Here is a 14,647-nt window from a genome sequence, read left to right as displayed (position 1 = left end):
GGATTTGCCCCCGGGCGGTGCAACGCCTCCCGGGGGGATCGGTTCAAGGTGTCAGGGAAGCGGCGGATCCGGCGGCGTTCGATGCTGCGGGAAGAACGAGCCCGTCCAGGCTGTTCACCGCGAGTATCCGCAAGGGCCTGGCCTTGCCGCGAACCTTGATCTCGGCGGCCTTTGCGTCGTCGATCACCGCCTGTGCGGCGTCAACCACATCGCTGGAAACCACCAGAAAACTGTCATGGGACTTGTTCTCCGTTTCAAGCCGGCTGGCGGTATTGACCACATCGCCGAGCGCGGTCAGGCCGCTGCGGCCGCCTTCCGTGCCCGCGGCGCCGATCCGCCCGAGAATGGCGGGGCCGAGATGCAGTCCGATACCCAGCCGGATCGGATCCTTGAACTGCGGTCCTTTTTCCGCGTCGAGTGCCTTCATGACGGCCTCGATACGGCGGCAGGCAGCCAGGGCTTGCCGCGCGCCGGTCGTCACGTTGCTGTCCATGCCGAAGATGGCCATGATGCCGTCACCGATAAACTTGTCGACATAGCCACCTTCGGCGCGGATGGCGTTCGAAGCCTGGTCCAGATAGCTGTTCAGAAGATGGACGACGTCATAGGCAAGCTGGGACTCGGTGATGCCGGTGAAATTGCGCAGGTCCACGAACATCACCACCACATCCTGCTCGACACCCCAATAATAGGCGTCTTTCAGGTGCTCGCCGGCGGCGCTGCTGGCCTTGACCGGCACCAAGGGTTGCACGGTGAGACTGTGTTCCGGCCGAAGCTGGCAGGCCAGGCGCACATCGTTGCCGGCACCGATCCGGGCCAGCACAGCGGCCTCGGCCGCGCCGGGGGCAGCAAGCGATCCGCCATCTTCGAGCACCTTGACCCTGCAGGTGGAACAACGGGCGCGCCCGCCGCACACGGAAGCGACGGGCACCTCGTTCATGCGGCTGATTTCCAGAAGCGTGGGGCCTGGCTGGGCCTTGACGGCAAGTCCACCCGGGTAGGTAATGGTCAGGCTCCGGGCGCGCAGGCCGAGCAGATACCGGATCAGGATCGCCAGCAGAGTGACCGCGATCAGGCCAAATACGACGGCGCGGGCCTGAAGCACCACGTCACCGGACCAGAGCATCTGTTCCGGCGTGATCCTGACGGCGATGTCCCGGGTCAGGGCGAGCCGCCGGGCCGCCTCGATCCAGCCCCAGAGTGCGAGCACGGGAACCGCCAGAGCGAAGGCCGCCGCCGCCGTTTTCAGGCGGTGGTAGAGAGGATAGAGCCGCAGCCAGAAATGCAGGCCGATCATGGCGTGGATCCAGACCACCAGCAAAAGCACGGACTGGTTGACCCCCAGGTTCGGCCAGAGAATCGTCAGCATCTGCTCGTAGGTGGGAGAGAAGCCGAACTCCTTCGCCAGACCCATTGTGGCGGTCACATGCGGGATCAGCAGCCACGGAATATAAAGCCCGAGCGCCAGCTGGCCGAATTCCCAGCGGGACATTCTGAGGGTCCGCCGCCGGCCCGTGCGCCATAGGGCCAGCCCCGCATGTGTGAGCGCCGCGGCGATGAGAATGACTTCTCCCGGCAGGCTGCGCCATATGGCGTAGTGCCAGATCGAGGCGCGATCCATCGCTTCGAAGGAAATGACGCCGAGGGCATGGTTGGAAAAATGGCTGAGACAGAAGACAAACAGGATCAGACCGCTCACCAGGCGCAGGCGCTGGCGCCAGTTGCCCTGTCCGATCGTGCCTTTGCGCACCTTGTTTCTTCCGGCTTCGCCTGACGTTGGTCCGCCAGACCCGGTCTTGTCAGACCCGGTTTTCCCCGGAACGTTTTCAGCCATGTGTTCACCAACCTCCGGTGCGGCCGCCGGCCAGTTGGCCGTCCGGGACATCCTGCACCACTTCAAACGCGGCATGTCGCGGAGGTCAAGCCGCTTCAGCGCCCGGTTTTCCCCAAATCCGTTTTTTGCCGCAAACGGCCTTGAAACCGGAGCGCGGATCGGCACAGTCCCGCTTGGCACCAAACAGATGGAGGACCCCATGAAAGTCTACGGGATACGAAATTGCGACACGGTCAAAAAAGCCCGGAAATTCCTCGAGGAAGCCGGCATTCCCTATGAGTTTCACGATTACAAGAAAGATGGCGTCGACGGCGACAGGCTTGCCGCGATTGTCGATGAATTTGGCTGGGATGCGGTCCTGAACAAGCGCGGCACCACCTGGCGGCGCCTCGACGAAGCCACGCAGGACGGCGTCACGGATGCCAGCAGCGCGCTCGACGTGATGATCGACAATCCCTCCGTCATCAGGCGCCCCATCGTCGAGGGCGCCGTCAAGAACTTCATCGGCTTCGACCCGGTCGCCTGGGAAATGGCGCTGGAACTGGGCGAACTGAAATAGCCGGTTACCAGGTTCGCCGCGGACCGGTGTCGATGTGGTAATGGCCGGAGGAATAGTGCTTGTAGCCGCCGACGGCCTTTTGGGACTTCAGGTAGGCGAGCACGGAGGACGGGTTGCCGCGCACGGAAAAATCCACTGCCTGGCAGTTGAGGTGGTAGGAATCCTTGGCGCCGCCCTTCCACCAGTTCTCGAGCCACCATCGCTTGGTCGAGTGCACGGTCACCTTGCCGTACCGCTTGGCGACCCGGTTGAGCACCTTCTTCAGTTTGCGCGGCACACACCAGGCCGTGTCGTCGTAATCGACCGAATTATGCGATGCGGTCACCCAGCCCATGCCGGTGACGCCGGCCACCGTGCCGCAGCCGGCAAGTGCGGCGGTCAGTCCGAGAAACAGGATCCAGGCGATGAGGCGCTGACGCATGACGGGCAAGCCTTGGTGGTAACGGAGTGCGGTGGTGTTCCCCCAGTCCAAGGCTCCGGCAATTTGATTAAAATTGTAATGAAAAACGTGGTTAACGCGCTTCGGAAACAAATGTTTCAGGAGCGAGTTATTTCTGTTACAAATGATGCAGGCCAGTGCGGATCGCAAGCGCCACCAATCGGGTTGTCATCGTCATGTCTCACGTTTTCCCGCGCCACACCAAAGCATCGCTTCCTGCCGCCGTTTCGGGTGATGGATGTTATATTATTGATAAATCAGGGAAAAAATACTTCGATGGATCTGGCGGGGCAGCGGTCTCCTGCCTGGGCCACTCCGACCCGGACGTGATCCGGGCCATCAAGGACCAGGTCGACAGGATCGCCTTCGCCCATACCGGCTTTTTCACGTCCGATCCGGCGGAGGAACTGGCGGGTCTGTTGATCGGGCAGGCGCCCGGAGCGCTTGACCGGGTTTATTTCGTGTCCGGCGGTTCGGAAGCGATGGAAGCCGCCCTGAAACTGGCGCGTCAGTATTTCCTTGAAAAGGGGGAGGCTTCCCGGCACCGGGTCATCGCCCGGCGGCAGAGCTATCACGGCAACACGCTTGGCGCGCTTGCGGCCGGCGGCAACCAGTGGCGGCGCGAGCCGTTCTCGCCGCTGATGATCGAAACCTCCCATATAGCGCCTTGCTACGAATACCGCGGCCGTCGTGCGGACGAGTCGGCCTTTGACTACGGCCAGCGGGTCGCGAACGAACTGGAAACGGAAATCGAGCGTCTCGGCGCGGAAAACGTCATGGCGTTCATCGCGGAGCCTGTCGTCGGCGCGACATCGGGTGCGGTTCCTCCCGTCGAAGGGTATTTCAAGCGGATCAGGCAGATCTGCGACCGGTACGGTGTGCTGTTGATTCTGGACGAGGTGATGTGCGGCATGGGGCGCACGGGCACCCTGTTTGCCTGCGATCAGGACGGTGTCGCCCCGGACATCCTGTGCATCGCCAAGGGTCTGGGTGCCGGTTATCAGCCGATCGGAGCCATGTTGTGCACCTCCGGCATCTATCAGGCCATCGAATCCGGCTCCGGCTTTTTCCAGCATGGCCACACCTATATCGGTCACCCGACCGCCTGCGCGGCGGCGCTCGCCGTGTTCAAGAAACTGACAAGTGGGGTCGTGGATCGGGTTGCCCCCATGGGCGCCGCGCTGCAGGCCGCACTCACCGATGCCTTCGGCCAGCATGCCCATGTGGGAGATATCCGCGGCCGCGGACTGTTCCGGGGCATCGAGATCGTCGAAGACCGGGAAAGCCGGGCGCCCTTCGACCCGGCCCGGGGCATCGGCAAGGCGCTCAAGAAGGCCGCTTTCGAGGCCGGCCTGATCTGCTATCCGATGTCCGGCACCATCGATGGCGTGCACGGCGACCATGTTCTGCTGGCACCGCCCTTCATTCTGGAGGACGCCCATATCGGCGAAATCACGGACAAGCTGGACGTGGCCTTCCGGAAGGTGCTCTGAACCATGGCGGATCGAGACGATCTTCCGCTGCTGCCCCTGATCATGACGGCGCCCAACGGCGCCCGCCGGACCAAGGCGGATCATCCTGCCTTGCCGATGACCATTCGCGAAACCGTCGAGGACGCGCGCGCCTGTTTCGCCGCAGGAGCGGGCGCGCTGCATGCCCATGTGCGCGACACCGCCGGTGCCCATGTCCTGGATGCCGGGCTCTACCGTGAGCTCTTGTCGCAAATGCGGGCCGCGGTGCCGCAAATGCAGGTTCAGGTCACCACGGAAGCTGTTGGAAGATACAGCCCGGAACAACAGCGTGCTCTGGTTCGTGCGCTTGATCCCGAGGCGGTCTCGGTTGCGGTCCGCGAAATGGTCCCGGACGGGGAAACGCAAGCCGCCCGGGGTTTCTACGAGGAGTGTTTGAACCGGAAATGCGCGGTCCAGCACATCGTCTACAGCGATGCGGATCTGGAGCGGTTTTTCGATCTCGCCGAAACGGGGATCATTCCGGGACAGCGGCACCAGTTGTTGTTCGTCCTTGGAAGGCACGCGGCGGACCAGCAGAGCGCGCCCGGGGATCTGGAGCCGTTTCTGGAGACGCTGGCCGGGCGCCGCGGCGCTCTGGCGGTCGACTGGGCCGTCTGCGCCTTTGGAAACCGGGAAACGGACTGCCTGGTCGAAGCGGTCCGTCGGGGCGGCAAGGCCCGGATCGGATTTGAAAACGGCCTTCGCAACAGGGACGGCCGGATTGCAGAAGACAATGCCTGCCGGGTCCGTGATCTGGTATTGGCATTGAAAGCGGAAAACCTGATACCTGCCTGAGCTGCCCGGGCCGGTCTCGGCATGACAACAGGGCCAGCACGGGGCGAATGCCCCACAGGTTTGGAGACGGGAAGATCATGCCGGAAAGCCAATTTGTTCTGACGCTGTCCTGTGCGGACAGACCGGGGATCGTCGCGGCCGTGACGACGGAACTGGCCGATTTCGGCGCCAATATTGCTGAGAGCGACCAGTTCTGGGACCGGGTCACCAACCAGTTTTTCCTGCGGATCGCGATCCTCGCCCCGGAGGGCGTCACCCTGGAGAGCGTTCAAAAGGCGCTCGACCCGGTGATCACGCGCTTCGACATGAAGGCGAAGCTGGTCGACACCGCCCGGCGGCCGAAGGTGGTCGTCATGGTGTCGAAGTTCGACCACGCGATGCTGCACCTGCTCTATCAGATCCGCGTCGGCTGGATGGATGCCGAGGTCGTGGCCATCGTCTCCAACCATCCCGAATGCCGGCGTACCGCCGAGCATGAAGGCATCGCCTACTACCATTGGCCGGTCACGCGCGAGACAAAGGCCGAGCAGGAGGACAAGCTCCTCAAGCTGGTCAAGGAAACCGGCGCCGATCTCGTCGTGCTCGCCCGCTACATGCAGGTCCTGTCCGACAATCTTTCAAAGCGCCTGTTCGGCAAGGTGATCAACATTCACCACTCCTTCCTGCCCAGCTTCAAGGGCGCCAAGCCCTATCACCAGGCCCATGCGCGCGGAGTCAAGATGATCGGTGCGACGGCGCATTACGTGACCCCGGATCTCGATGAAGGACCGATCATCGAACAGGACGCCGAACGGGTCAGCCATGCGCTCTCCGCCGACGATTTCGTCGCCCGCGGCCGCGACATTGAATCGCGCGTTCTGGCGCGGGCGGTGAAATATCATCTGGAGAACCGGGTGATGATCGTCGGCAACAAGACCATCGTGTTCACGCCCTGACCGTCAGGCCTCTCGGGCTGCGGCTGTTTTCGGCGCGTGGACGGGCATTCCGTCCCGCTTCAGTTCGCTGTGGACCCAGTCGCGGAACAGCCTGACCTTGCGGCTGGTCCGGTTCGCGGGCGGATAGCTCAGGTACCAGCTTTCGTCCGCGACCGTGCACGTCAGCTCGAAGGGCTGGACGAGCTGTCCCGTTTCCAGGGCGGTCTTGCAGAAATACGGCGTCAGGATTGCGACCCCCTGACCGGCGATCGCTCTGTTGGCTTCCAGCGCCTGGGCGCCCAGGCGCGAATTCGGATAGCAGCTCAGATCCACATCCGGCATGCCGGCGGCCCGGAACCACAGGTCCCACCACGGGTCCAGCGGATCGACGAGCGGCAGCTTCAGGAGGTCTTCCGGCGCGCGGATTCCGCCGACGGTCTCCAGCAGGGACGGGCTGAGCATCGGCGAGAAATCCGCCCGGACGATTTCATAGGAGATCCAGGTCTTCGGGGGCGCCTTGCAAGCCGAAACCGCAATATCGCAGGCGTCGAATTCCGGTGTGGCGTTCTGACCGTAGGGCAGAATGCGAACCGCGAGGTCCGGGTTCTGCATCTGGAAATGCACCAGACGGTTCGCCAGCCAGTTGACCGCGAAGGTGGTGTTGCTGGAGACGACCAGCTGGCCCGCGTTCTTCTCGGCAACATCCTCGAAGACGCTGCGCAGATCGGAAAACGCCTCGATGACCCGGGCCGCAAGATGTGCGCCGTGATCCGTCAACTCGATCCTGCGTGCCTTGCGAATGAACAGCGGAAAACCGAGCCGCTCTTCCAGCAGCTTGATCTGGTAGCTGACGGCGGCCTGGGTCAGGCCGAGCTCCTCACCCGCCTGGGTAAAACTCAGATGACGGCTCGCGGCCTCGAAGGCGCGCACGGCGGAAAGTGGCGGCAGATTGGATGACATGCATAAGCCTCGCTTATGCATTGCTAGCCAGCTTTTGTTGGTAAGGCAAGCGGTCCCGATCGATATGTATCTCCTGAAACCTGAGGAGACAGACCAATGTCCGATTCCGAACTGAGCGCGTCAGGAAAGCGCATTGAAACCGCAAGATCTCGCTCTTTCCTGAAAGAGTTTATCCGGATCCTCTCCGCGGTCTGGAATGCGCGCGGACGCAGGCGCCTGGCTGTGGCCGAGCTGCCCCCGGAATTGCTGCGCGACATCGGCTTGGAGCAGGGCTCCCGCCATATTCTATCACTGGAACAGAAATGGCACCGGGAACTGCAACGGCAATCGGACCGGCGCTGAGCATCAGATCAACAGCGACCAGGCCGTCGCGCCGAGCATGGCGGCGGCCATTGCCACCGTGATGGCCCGCATCAGGGGGCCGTCGCCCACCAGCGCGAGGATCGAGACGCCGGCCAGGGCCCACAGCGAGTGGAACACCAGTCCTCCGAGGGTAAATCCGGCGATCAGGATCAGGGCATTTTCGTGGATGCCGAGGCCGTTGCCGGCCAGAAAGGTCGAAAAGGCCACCAGGTTCATGGCCCATGTCTTGGGGCTGAGCGGGTGGATCAGCAGACCTTCCCGGAAACTCGGCAGGGCGACCGTCCCCTTCGGCTTCACGCTCAGCGACACGATCCGCCAGGCGAGATAGGTCATGTAGGCCATGCTCAGTATCTTGAAACCGGTAACGACCGGTCCGCCCGCAGACAGGACATGTCCAAGGCCATAGGCGACGCAGAGCTTGAGCGGCAAGGACCCGAGCTGCGATGCCAGGATCACCGGCAAGGCGGTGCGGTATCCGGCCGATGCGCCTATGGCCAGAAAGGTCAGGTTCCCGGGGCCGGGCGTGCCGGTCATGATGACCACGAACACCGCGAAGGCGAATAGGGTAGCGGCGTCCATGTGCGGTCTCCGGGCGGTCGGGAAGATAGATACAATCGGTACAAACTGCGTGCTATCAGGCAATGTCTTGAAATATTGTATCAGTCAATGATAACATTGTTCTCATGACAATGTGGATCCCGACCATCGCGGCCGATGCCGGACCGATCTATCTGGCGATCGCCGACGCGCTGGAAGCGGATATCGGGTCCGGGACGCTGGCCCAGGGCGACAGGCTGCCGCCGCAGCGGGAACTCGCCTACCAGCTTGGCGTCACGCTGGGCACCGTCACGCGTGCCTATGGCGAGGCGGAACGGCGCCGGCTGGTCAGGGGAGAGACAGGCCGGGGCACCTATGTTGCCTCCCGCACGCGCATGGTCTCGCCGCTGATCCCGCAGGAAGACGCGCCCGAGGGCTGCGACCTTGCGCGCAATTTTGCCTATCCGCATCTCAATCCGAGCCTGGGCGAAGGGCTCACGCGCATGGCGGGGACCGCCGGCATCGACCGGCTCAACGGCTTCGTGCCGTCCGAGGGCCTGAGGGCCCACCGCGAGACCGGCGTCCTGGTCTTTAAGGACTACGGACTGGACGCGGATCCGGCCCGTGTGGCCGTCACCTGCGGCGCGCAGCACGGCATACAGGTCACCTGCCAGGCCCTGTTCTGCAGCGGTGACGCGATCGCGGTCGACCGGTTCACCTATCCGTCCATTTTCACGTCGCTGGCGGGCCTCGGGCTGAAAGCCGTGCCCGTGCCCGCCCTCACCCGCGAGGACGGCGGGTTTGGCGCTATGGATCCTGAGGCCCTTGCCCGTGCTGCCGGCAGCCATGGGATCAGGGGCGTGTTCCTGATGCCGAACATGCAGAACCCGACGACGCACACCATGTCGGTCGGCGAGCGTCTCGATCTGGTCGAGGTCGCGCGCCGGTTCGATCTCAGGATCGTCGAGGATGACCCCTACACCCCGTTCCTGCCCGAAACACTGCCGGCATTCGGGGCGCTCGCGCCTGAACGCACCGCATCCATCGCCAGCATTTCCAAGGTCTGTTCACCGGGCAGCCGGATCGGGTTTGTCCATGTGCCGGCACCGCTTGAGGACAGTATTCGCGACAAGATCGGCGAAAGCACGTGGATGGCCTCGCCGATCACCGCCGAACTGATCGCCGGCTGGGTGCGCGAGGGGCATCTGTTCAGGACCCTGCGTCTCAAGCGCAAGGCCAACCGCCAGCGCTTCCTGAGCGCGTGCGAGCTGCTCGCGCCGCATGGGCTTCAGGGCGACGTCAACAAGGTATTCGGCTGGCTGCGCCTGCCCGGCACCGTTGATCCCGATGCGCTTCAGACCGCGCTCGGGCATCAGGGCGTGTCCGTCCTGTCGTCGCGCTATTTCCAGGCCATGAACCAGGCCCCGGCGCCCTATCTGCGCCTGACCTTCGGCTCTGAACCGTCCGACGAGCGTTTCCGGTGGGCGCTTCAGCGCATCAGGGCGACCATTGGCCAATTGGCCGAGTTTCCCCAGCTCACGCGGCCGGTAGGCTAAGGCACTTTGACAACATCCGCGTTCCGGCCGATAAGCGGCGCGCGGCTCAAAGACCGGAGCACGGCGTTCGGGTCATGATCTACACTCTTTGGTACAAGATGGCATTCTGGCCCAAAAAGAACACTCAGGACAGGCCGCGTGTTTGCGATCCGGACGCCCGGCCCTATGCGGTCTTCGAGGCGACAGGCCTTGAAATCGGTGGCAAGCGGATCCTGCAGGACCTCACCGTGTCGCTGTCCGAGGACAGGATCGGCGTGATCGGCCTCAACGGGTCGGGGAAAAGCTCCTTCGTCCGGCTCCTGAACGGGTTGCGCTGCCCGAGCGAAGGCGCGCTCACCCTGTTCGGCGCGCCGGCCGCGGAGGCCGAGACGGAGCTGCCCCGTCATGTCGGCTTCGTGTTCCAGAATCCCGACCATCAGGTCATCTTTCCCACGGTCGAGGAGGAAATCGCCTTCGGCCTGACGCAGCTCGGTGCCGGCAAGGCTGAAAGCCGCGACCGGGCGCGCGCCTTTCTGGCCCGGCACGGCTGCGAGGCACTGGCCGGCAGACCGGTGACGGAACTCTCCGAGGGCCAGAAGCAGCTGATCTGCATCCTTGCGGTACTGGTGATGGAGCCGCGCCTTCTGGTTCTGGATGAGCCGATGACCAGCCTCGATGCGCTGGCGGCGCGCCGCATCCGCGACAAGATCCTGTCCCTGCCGCAGAAGATCGTCATGGTCAGCCATGACCTCGATCATTTCGACGGCTTCGACCGGCTGCTCTGGCTGGAACAGGGCAGGCTGCGCATGGCGGGCGATCCGCAGGAGGTCCTGGCGGCGTACCGGCGCGACATCGCCCTCAGGCTGGCCGGGGACACGGAGGTCGCCGCATTATGATGTCCGTCTATCTGCAGGGTGACAGCTGGGCCCACCGTCTTCCGGCCGGCGTGAAGCTGCTGGCCGTTGCCCTGGCCAGCCTGGCGCTGTTCCAGGTTGCGTCCCCCTGGGTGTTCCTGGCCTGTCTTTCCGCCGTTCTCCTGTGTTACGCTTCTCTCGGCCGCGCGGGGCTCGCGCAATTCGGACTGGTGCGCGCCCTGAGTTTTTTCATCGTTCTGCTGCTGCTCATGCACTGGTACTCCGGCACGCTGCAGGAGGGGCTGCTGGCCGTGTTGAGGTTGCTCACCATGGTCCTGGCAGCGAATTTCATATCGGTCACCACGCGCATGGATGACATGATGGCGGCTGTCGAGCCCCTGTTCCGCCCGCTCGCGCTCCTTGGTGTTTCACCGCGCAAACCCGCACTCGGTGTCACTCTGGTGCTGCGGTTCGCGCCTTACATGCTTGTGGTCTACGGCAAGCTGCGGGAAGCCTGGCAGGCACGCACGGGCTCCAGGAATTCCTGGCGTCTGCTGGCACCTTTCGCGATCCAGTCGCTGTGCATGTCCGATCACGTTGCGGAAGCGCTGAAGGCGCGGGGCGGGTCCGAAGGTCTCTCTGGCGGCCGGTCCGGCGGCCGTTCTGGCGAGTAGCGCGAAGGCATGCCGGGTCTGGAAATTGCCAGGAAAGTGGTCTAGGTCACGGAAACAGAAGATGCAGCTCCCTGGCACGGGACTGTGGTACACTCACGCAAAGCGGCAGCGCTCTTGCGAATGAAAACAAGGTAAAACAGAACATGGCTGACCGGTCACTTGTGCACATTGCATTCTATGCGGCGATTATCGCGGTTCTCGGACTTGTTCCGGCAATTTACCTGCCCTGGACAGGACCGGTGCCGATCACGGCGCAAACCCTGGGCATCATGCTGGCGGGCATCATGCTCGGGCCGGTGCGCGGCGCATTGGCCGTTCTTCTGTTCCTGTTCGTCGTTGCCCTCGGGGCGCCCTTCCTGGCCGGTGGGCGTGGCGGCATCGGCTGGTTCTATTCCACGACCGGCGGTTTCCTGATCGGCTTTCCGGTGGGAGCGTTTGTCGCCGGACTGGTGATGCAGGCCACCCGAGGACTGAGTGTGCTGATTTCGGCGGCGATGGCCGCGGCGATCGGCGGCATTCTCGTCATCTATGCCTTTGGCGTACCGGGCATGGCCTATTGGGGCAACATGTCTCTTGCGAAGGCCGCGACGATTGCCAGCGGCTTCATTCCCGGCGACCTGATCAAGGTCGTTCTGGCGGCACTGATCGCGCAGACCATCGCGCGGGGCCTGCCAAGCGCGATGGTCTCGCGGAACTGATCCCGAGGCCGGGAAGGCCGCCGTCCGATGGCATTCGTTGGCGACAGTCTCGATGTGTTCGCCGAAAGGCGTCCGGAACGGCAGGCCCTGAGCTGCGGCCCGGACACGCTGTCCTGGCGGGACCTCGTCGACCGGATCGAAGCGCTTGAACGCTGGCTCCGGCCCCTGACGCCACGCGGCGGGCGCGTCGCCCTGTGTCTGCGAAATCCCGCGTCGCTGCTCCTGTGTTTCCTCGCCTGTGCCCGGTCCAGCCGCATTGCAGTGGTCCTGGATCCGCAGTGGCCCGCCGATCAGGCCGCCGCCGTCCTGAAGGCGGTTGCCCCGGATGTCGTCATCGACGAGACGGTGTTTGCCAATATTCCGGACAACGCCCTGCGGCCGGAACCGGTCCCGAACCCTGACCGGGACACGCCGCCGCGGGAAGACGAGAGCTTCTATGCCGGCTTCACCTCCGGATCCAGCGGCCTGCCCAAGGGCTATCTGCGCAGCCACGGCTCCTGGCTTGAAAGTTTCCGCCTGTCGGAATCCGCCTTTGCCATTCCAGACGACAGCCGGATCGTCCTGCCGGGCCAGCTGACCCATTCCCTGCATCTCTACGGCGCCGTCTGCGGACTGGCGGCCGGGCAGGAAGTCGTCTTGATGCCGCGTTTTGATCCGCGTGCGGTGCTCGGGGAGCTTGGCCGGTCCGGATCCGTGCTCTATGCCACGCCCACCCAGCTGCATTATCTTGCCGCGGCCGCCCGGCGCGGCGGTCCCGTCACCACCGTTGCGCGGGTTTTCAGCAGCGGCGCCAAATGGGGCGATGCGGACCGGCGGGCGCTGGACGCGGTTTTCCCCGAGGCACAGCTGTATGAATTTTACGGCGCCTCCGAAACCAGCTTTGTCACCATTGCCGGGCCCGGCGACAGCGTGCCCGACGGGTCGGTCGGCCGGGCGGCGGAAGGCGTGGACATCGCCATCGGCGATCCGCGCCGACCGGCACCGCCAGGGCGGAGCGGGCCGGTCTGGGTGCGCAGTGGCCTGCTGTTTTCGGGCTATATCTGCGGCATGGCACCGGACACCCGCCGCCAGGACGGCTGGCTCACCGTCGGCGATCACGGGTTTCTCGATCAGGACGGATTTCTGTTTCTGACCGGGCGTGGAAGCCGGATGCTGGTCAGTTCAGGGGTCAATGTCTATCCCGAAGAGATCGAGAACGTGCTGTGCGGCCATCCCGCCGTCGCGGCCGCCGTCGTGGCAGGCCTGCCCGATCCGGTGCGCGGCGAACGGCTTGAGGCGGTTGTCGTTCTCAGCGCGCCCCTGGAGCGGGCGGACGAGGTGCTGATGCGGGCCTGCAAGGACACTCTGGCTCCGGGCAAACACCCCAGGCGGATCCATCTGCGCGCCTCCCTGACGATGACGGCGGGGGGCAAGCCGGATGTCCGCAGGATTGTCGAGGACCTCCTGGCAGGGGAAAAGACATCGTGACCGGAGACCAAAGGGCTGTGATCGTGGCCGCACGGCGGACGGCCGTTGCGCCGCGCGGTGGCGCGCTCGCCCGGTTGCAGGCGGACGAACTGGCCGCGCCGGTGCTGCGCCGGCTCCTGGACGATGCCGGCATCGCGGCGGACCGCATCGACAATGTCCTCCTGGGCAATGCGCTCTACGGCGGTGGCAATCCTGCGCGGCTCGCAGCATTGCGCGCCGGCCTTTCCCCCTCCATCCCGGCTCTGACCCTGGACACGCAATGTTGCTCGGGTCTGGATGCGATCGTCATGGCGGCCCGGCTGATCGGGGCCGGTGCCGCCGACTGCGTGCTTGCCGGGGGCATGGAGAGCTTCAGCCGCGCGCCGGTGCGCATGCATCGGTCGCAGGTGCCTGGCGAACCGCCGGTGGCCTATGACCGGCCCGCCTTTGCCCCGCCGCCCTTTGCAGATCCGGACCTGGCACAGGCGGCCGCGCTTCTGGCGGCCGACCGTGGTCTGTCGCGCCAGGCGCAGGTGGACTTCGCCGTCGCCTCCCACAGGAAGGCGGTCGCGGCCCGGGCCTTTCTGAAGACGCGGCTGATCACCGATGGCGGCCGTTTGCCGGACGCCGACAGTTTCACCCGCGATCTGTCCCGGGCAACGGCGCTGCGGGCGCCGATACTGGCGGGCCCGCAGGAGACGGGTCTCAGCGCGGCCACCATCGCATGCGAAGCGGACGGAGCCGCGGCGGTGCTTGTCGTGTCGCAAAGGGCATTTGCGGGCCTCGGCGGTCCGGGCCTGGAGATACTGGCGGCCGGCAGTGCCGGCGGAGACCCGGAAGCGCCGGCTCTCGCGCCGGTCGCGGCCGGGCGCAGGCTGATGAAGGCCGCGAACGTCGCACCGTCTGATCTGGCCGCGACCGAAATCATGGAAGCCTATGCGGTGCAGGCGATGGTGAACGCCGGGGATCTGGCAATCGAACCGTCCGGTCTCAACTGGATGGGCGGCGGCCTGGCACGGGGACATCCGATCGGGGCGTCGGGCGCCATTCTGGCGGTAAACCTGTTCGACCGGATGCTAAGCCGGGAAAACGCTGCGGCAGCTGCCCGATCCCGAGGCATGGCGTTGATTGCGGCAGCCGGCGGACTGGCCTCCGGAATGGTGGTCGAGGCTGTCTTCAAGCAAGCTGGGTAAGATTTAGCGGACTGAATTCATTCAGAAAAACCGGCCGTTTGAATCTTTTTTCGCCTTTTTCGATTTTTTTCAAAATCCACTGTTGACGGTGATGATGGTGCTGCGTATAACGCGTTCATCGACGGCGGCAACGTCGCTGGCGGCAGGGTTTTGTGACCTTAATTCCTGACAATTGGTCGATTTGGCTGGATCTTGATGGTTCGGTTTGGCTGGTTTTTGTTTGGGTGTGGTTGCGGTCTCGAGAGGTTTTTGGCCTCTGTTCTTTGACAATTTGTTATTGAAGGAAGGGAAGCGTAGGCGGCGTTGGCCTTGCGGAACGGGTGATATTTCTTTCG

16 protein-coding genes are annotated in these 14,647 nt (G+C 64.3%); 11 read left to right on the top strand and 5 right to left on the bottom strand.

Going from position 1 to position 14,647, the window contains the following annotated elements; genetic code table 11:
- Positions 1 to 43: 43 nt before the first annotated feature.
- A complete protein-coding gene (locus WNZ15_RS12030; protein WP_342893224.1) occupies positions 44 to 1,834 on the bottom strand; it encodes an adenylate/guanylate cyclase domain-containing protein in 1,791 nt (596 codons plus the stop codon).
- Between WNZ15_RS12030 and WNZ15_RS12025 the strand changes: the two genes are divergently transcribed.
- Positions 1,833 to 2,393, top strand: coding sequence for an ArsC family reductase (locus WNZ15_RS12025; protein WP_342893223.1), 561 nt, complete (start codon positions 1,833 to 1,835; stop codon positions 2,391 to 2,393). The genes WNZ15_RS12030 and WNZ15_RS12025 overlap by 2 nt on opposite strands.
- Positions 2,394 to 2,397: 4 nt before the next feature.
- Here WNZ15_RS12025 and WNZ15_RS12020 read toward each other — a convergent pair whose 3' ends face one another.
- Positions 2,398 to 2,814 carry a D-Ala-D-Ala carboxypeptidase family metallohydrolase gene (locus WNZ15_RS12020; protein ID WP_342893222.1) on the bottom strand — a complete coding sequence of 139 codons (417 nt, stop codon included), beginning with the start codon at positions 2,812 to 2,814 and terminating at the stop codon, positions 2,398 to 2,400.
- 194 nt (positions 2,815 to 3,008) lie between these two features.
- Here WNZ15_RS12020 and WNZ15_RS12015 point away from each other — a divergent pair, with 194 nt between their 5' ends.
- The 3 genes from WNZ15_RS12015 to purU all read left to right on the top strand — a co-directional run bounded on the left by WNZ15_RS12015 (position 3,009) and on the right by purU (position 6,073).
- Positions 3,009 to 4,325: an aspartate aminotransferase family protein gene (locus WNZ15_RS12015; protein WP_342893807.1), complete on the top strand. Its 1,317-nt coding sequence runs from the start codon at positions 3,009 to 3,011 to the stop codon at positions 4,323 to 4,325.
- A 3-nt stretch (positions 4,326 to 4,328) separates the two neighbouring features.
- Positions 4,329 to 5,138 (top strand): 3-keto-5-aminohexanoate cleavage protein, encoded by an 810-nt coding sequence (locus WNZ15_RS12010; RefSeq protein WP_342893221.1) that lies wholly within the window; start codon positions 4,329 to 4,331, stop codon positions 5,136 to 5,138.
- 77 nt (positions 5,139 to 5,215) lie between these two features.
- Positions 5,216 to 6,073, top strand: coding sequence for a formyltetrahydrofolate deformylase (gene purU / locus WNZ15_RS12005; RefSeq protein ID WP_342893220.1), 858 nt, complete (start codon positions 5,216 to 5,218; stop codon positions 6,071 to 6,073).
- Between the two features lie 3 nt (positions 6,074 to 6,076).
- Here the strand turns inward: purU and WNZ15_RS12000 are convergent, their stop codons facing one another.
- Entirely contained in the window at positions 6,077 to 7,012 is a 936-nt protein-coding gene (locus WNZ15_RS12000; protein WP_342893219.1) for a LysR family transcriptional regulator, read from the bottom strand.
- 96 nt (positions 7,013 to 7,108) lie between these two features.
- On the opposite strand from WNZ15_RS12000, the gene WNZ15_RS11995 reads away from it, so the two are divergent.
- On the top strand, positions 7,109 to 7,354 hold the full coding sequence (locus tag WNZ15_RS11995) for a hypothetical protein (protein ID WP_342893218.1): 246 nt from the start codon (positions 7,109 to 7,111) through the stop codon (positions 7,352 to 7,354).
- A 3-nt stretch (positions 7,355 to 7,357) separates the two neighbouring features.
- On the opposite strand, the gene WNZ15_RS11990 is transcribed toward WNZ15_RS11995, so the two are convergent.
- Entirely contained in the window at positions 7,358 to 7,954 is a 597-nt protein-coding gene (locus WNZ15_RS11990) for a LysE family translocator (protein ID WP_342893217.1), read from the bottom strand.
- A gap of 104 nt (positions 7,955 to 8,058) precedes the next feature.
- Here WNZ15_RS11990 and WNZ15_RS11985 point away from each other — a divergent pair, with 104 nt between their 5' ends.
- The 6 genes from WNZ15_RS11985 (at position 8,059) to WNZ15_RS11960 (ending at position 14,312) form a co-directional block, all read left to right on the top strand.
- Complete coding sequence (locus WNZ15_RS11985) at positions 8,059 to 9,468, top strand: PLP-dependent aminotransferase family protein (protein WP_342893216.1); 1,410 nt, start codon at positions 8,059 to 8,061, stop codon at positions 9,466 to 9,468.
- Positions 9,469 to 9,542: 74 nt separating this feature from the next.
- Positions 9,543 to 10,343, top strand: coding sequence for an ABC transporter ATP-binding protein (locus tag WNZ15_RS11980; protein WP_342893215.1), 801 nt, complete (start codon positions 9,543 to 9,545; stop codon positions 10,341 to 10,343).
- On the top strand, positions 10,340 to 10,975 hold the full coding sequence (locus tag WNZ15_RS11975) for an energy-coupling factor transporter transmembrane protein EcfT (protein WP_342893214.1): 636 nt from the start codon (positions 10,340 to 10,342) through the stop codon (positions 10,973 to 10,975). The genes WNZ15_RS11980 and WNZ15_RS11975 overlap by 4 nt, the downstream gene beginning before the upstream one ends.
- 143 nt (positions 10,976 to 11,118) lie before the next feature.
- Positions 11,119 to 11,673: a biotin transporter BioY gene (locus WNZ15_RS11970; RefSeq protein ID WP_342893213.1), complete on the top strand. Its 555-nt coding sequence runs from the start codon at positions 11,119 to 11,121 to the stop codon at positions 11,671 to 11,673.
- A gap of 27 nt (positions 11,674 to 11,700) precedes the next feature.
- Positions 11,701 to 13,140, top strand: a complete 1,440-nt coding sequence (locus WNZ15_RS11965; RefSeq protein ID WP_342893212.1) for an AMP-binding protein — start codon at positions 11,701 to 11,703, stop codon at positions 13,138 to 13,140.
- Positions 13,137 to 14,312 carry a thiolase family protein gene (locus WNZ15_RS11960; RefSeq protein ID WP_342893211.1) on the top strand — a complete coding sequence of 392 codons (1,176 nt, stop codon included), beginning with the start codon at positions 13,137 to 13,139 and terminating at the stop codon, positions 14,310 to 14,312. Before WNZ15_RS11965 ends, WNZ15_RS11960 begins: the two co-directional genes overlap by 4 nt.
- Before the next feature lie 69 nt (positions 14,313 to 14,381).
- Here the strand turns inward: WNZ15_RS11960 and WNZ15_RS11955 are convergent.
- Positions 14,382 to 14,647 (bottom strand): hypothetical protein (locus tag WNZ15_RS11955; RefSeq protein WP_342893210.1); only part of this gene is annotated, 266 nt, incomplete at its 5' end.

It is taken from the genome of Roseibium sp. AS2, assembly GCF_038900065.1.
Classification (GTDB): Bacteria; Pseudomonadota; Alphaproteobacteria; order Rhizobiales; family Stappiaceae; genus Roseibium.
This window is presented reverse-complemented; position numbering and strand designations above follow the sequence as displayed.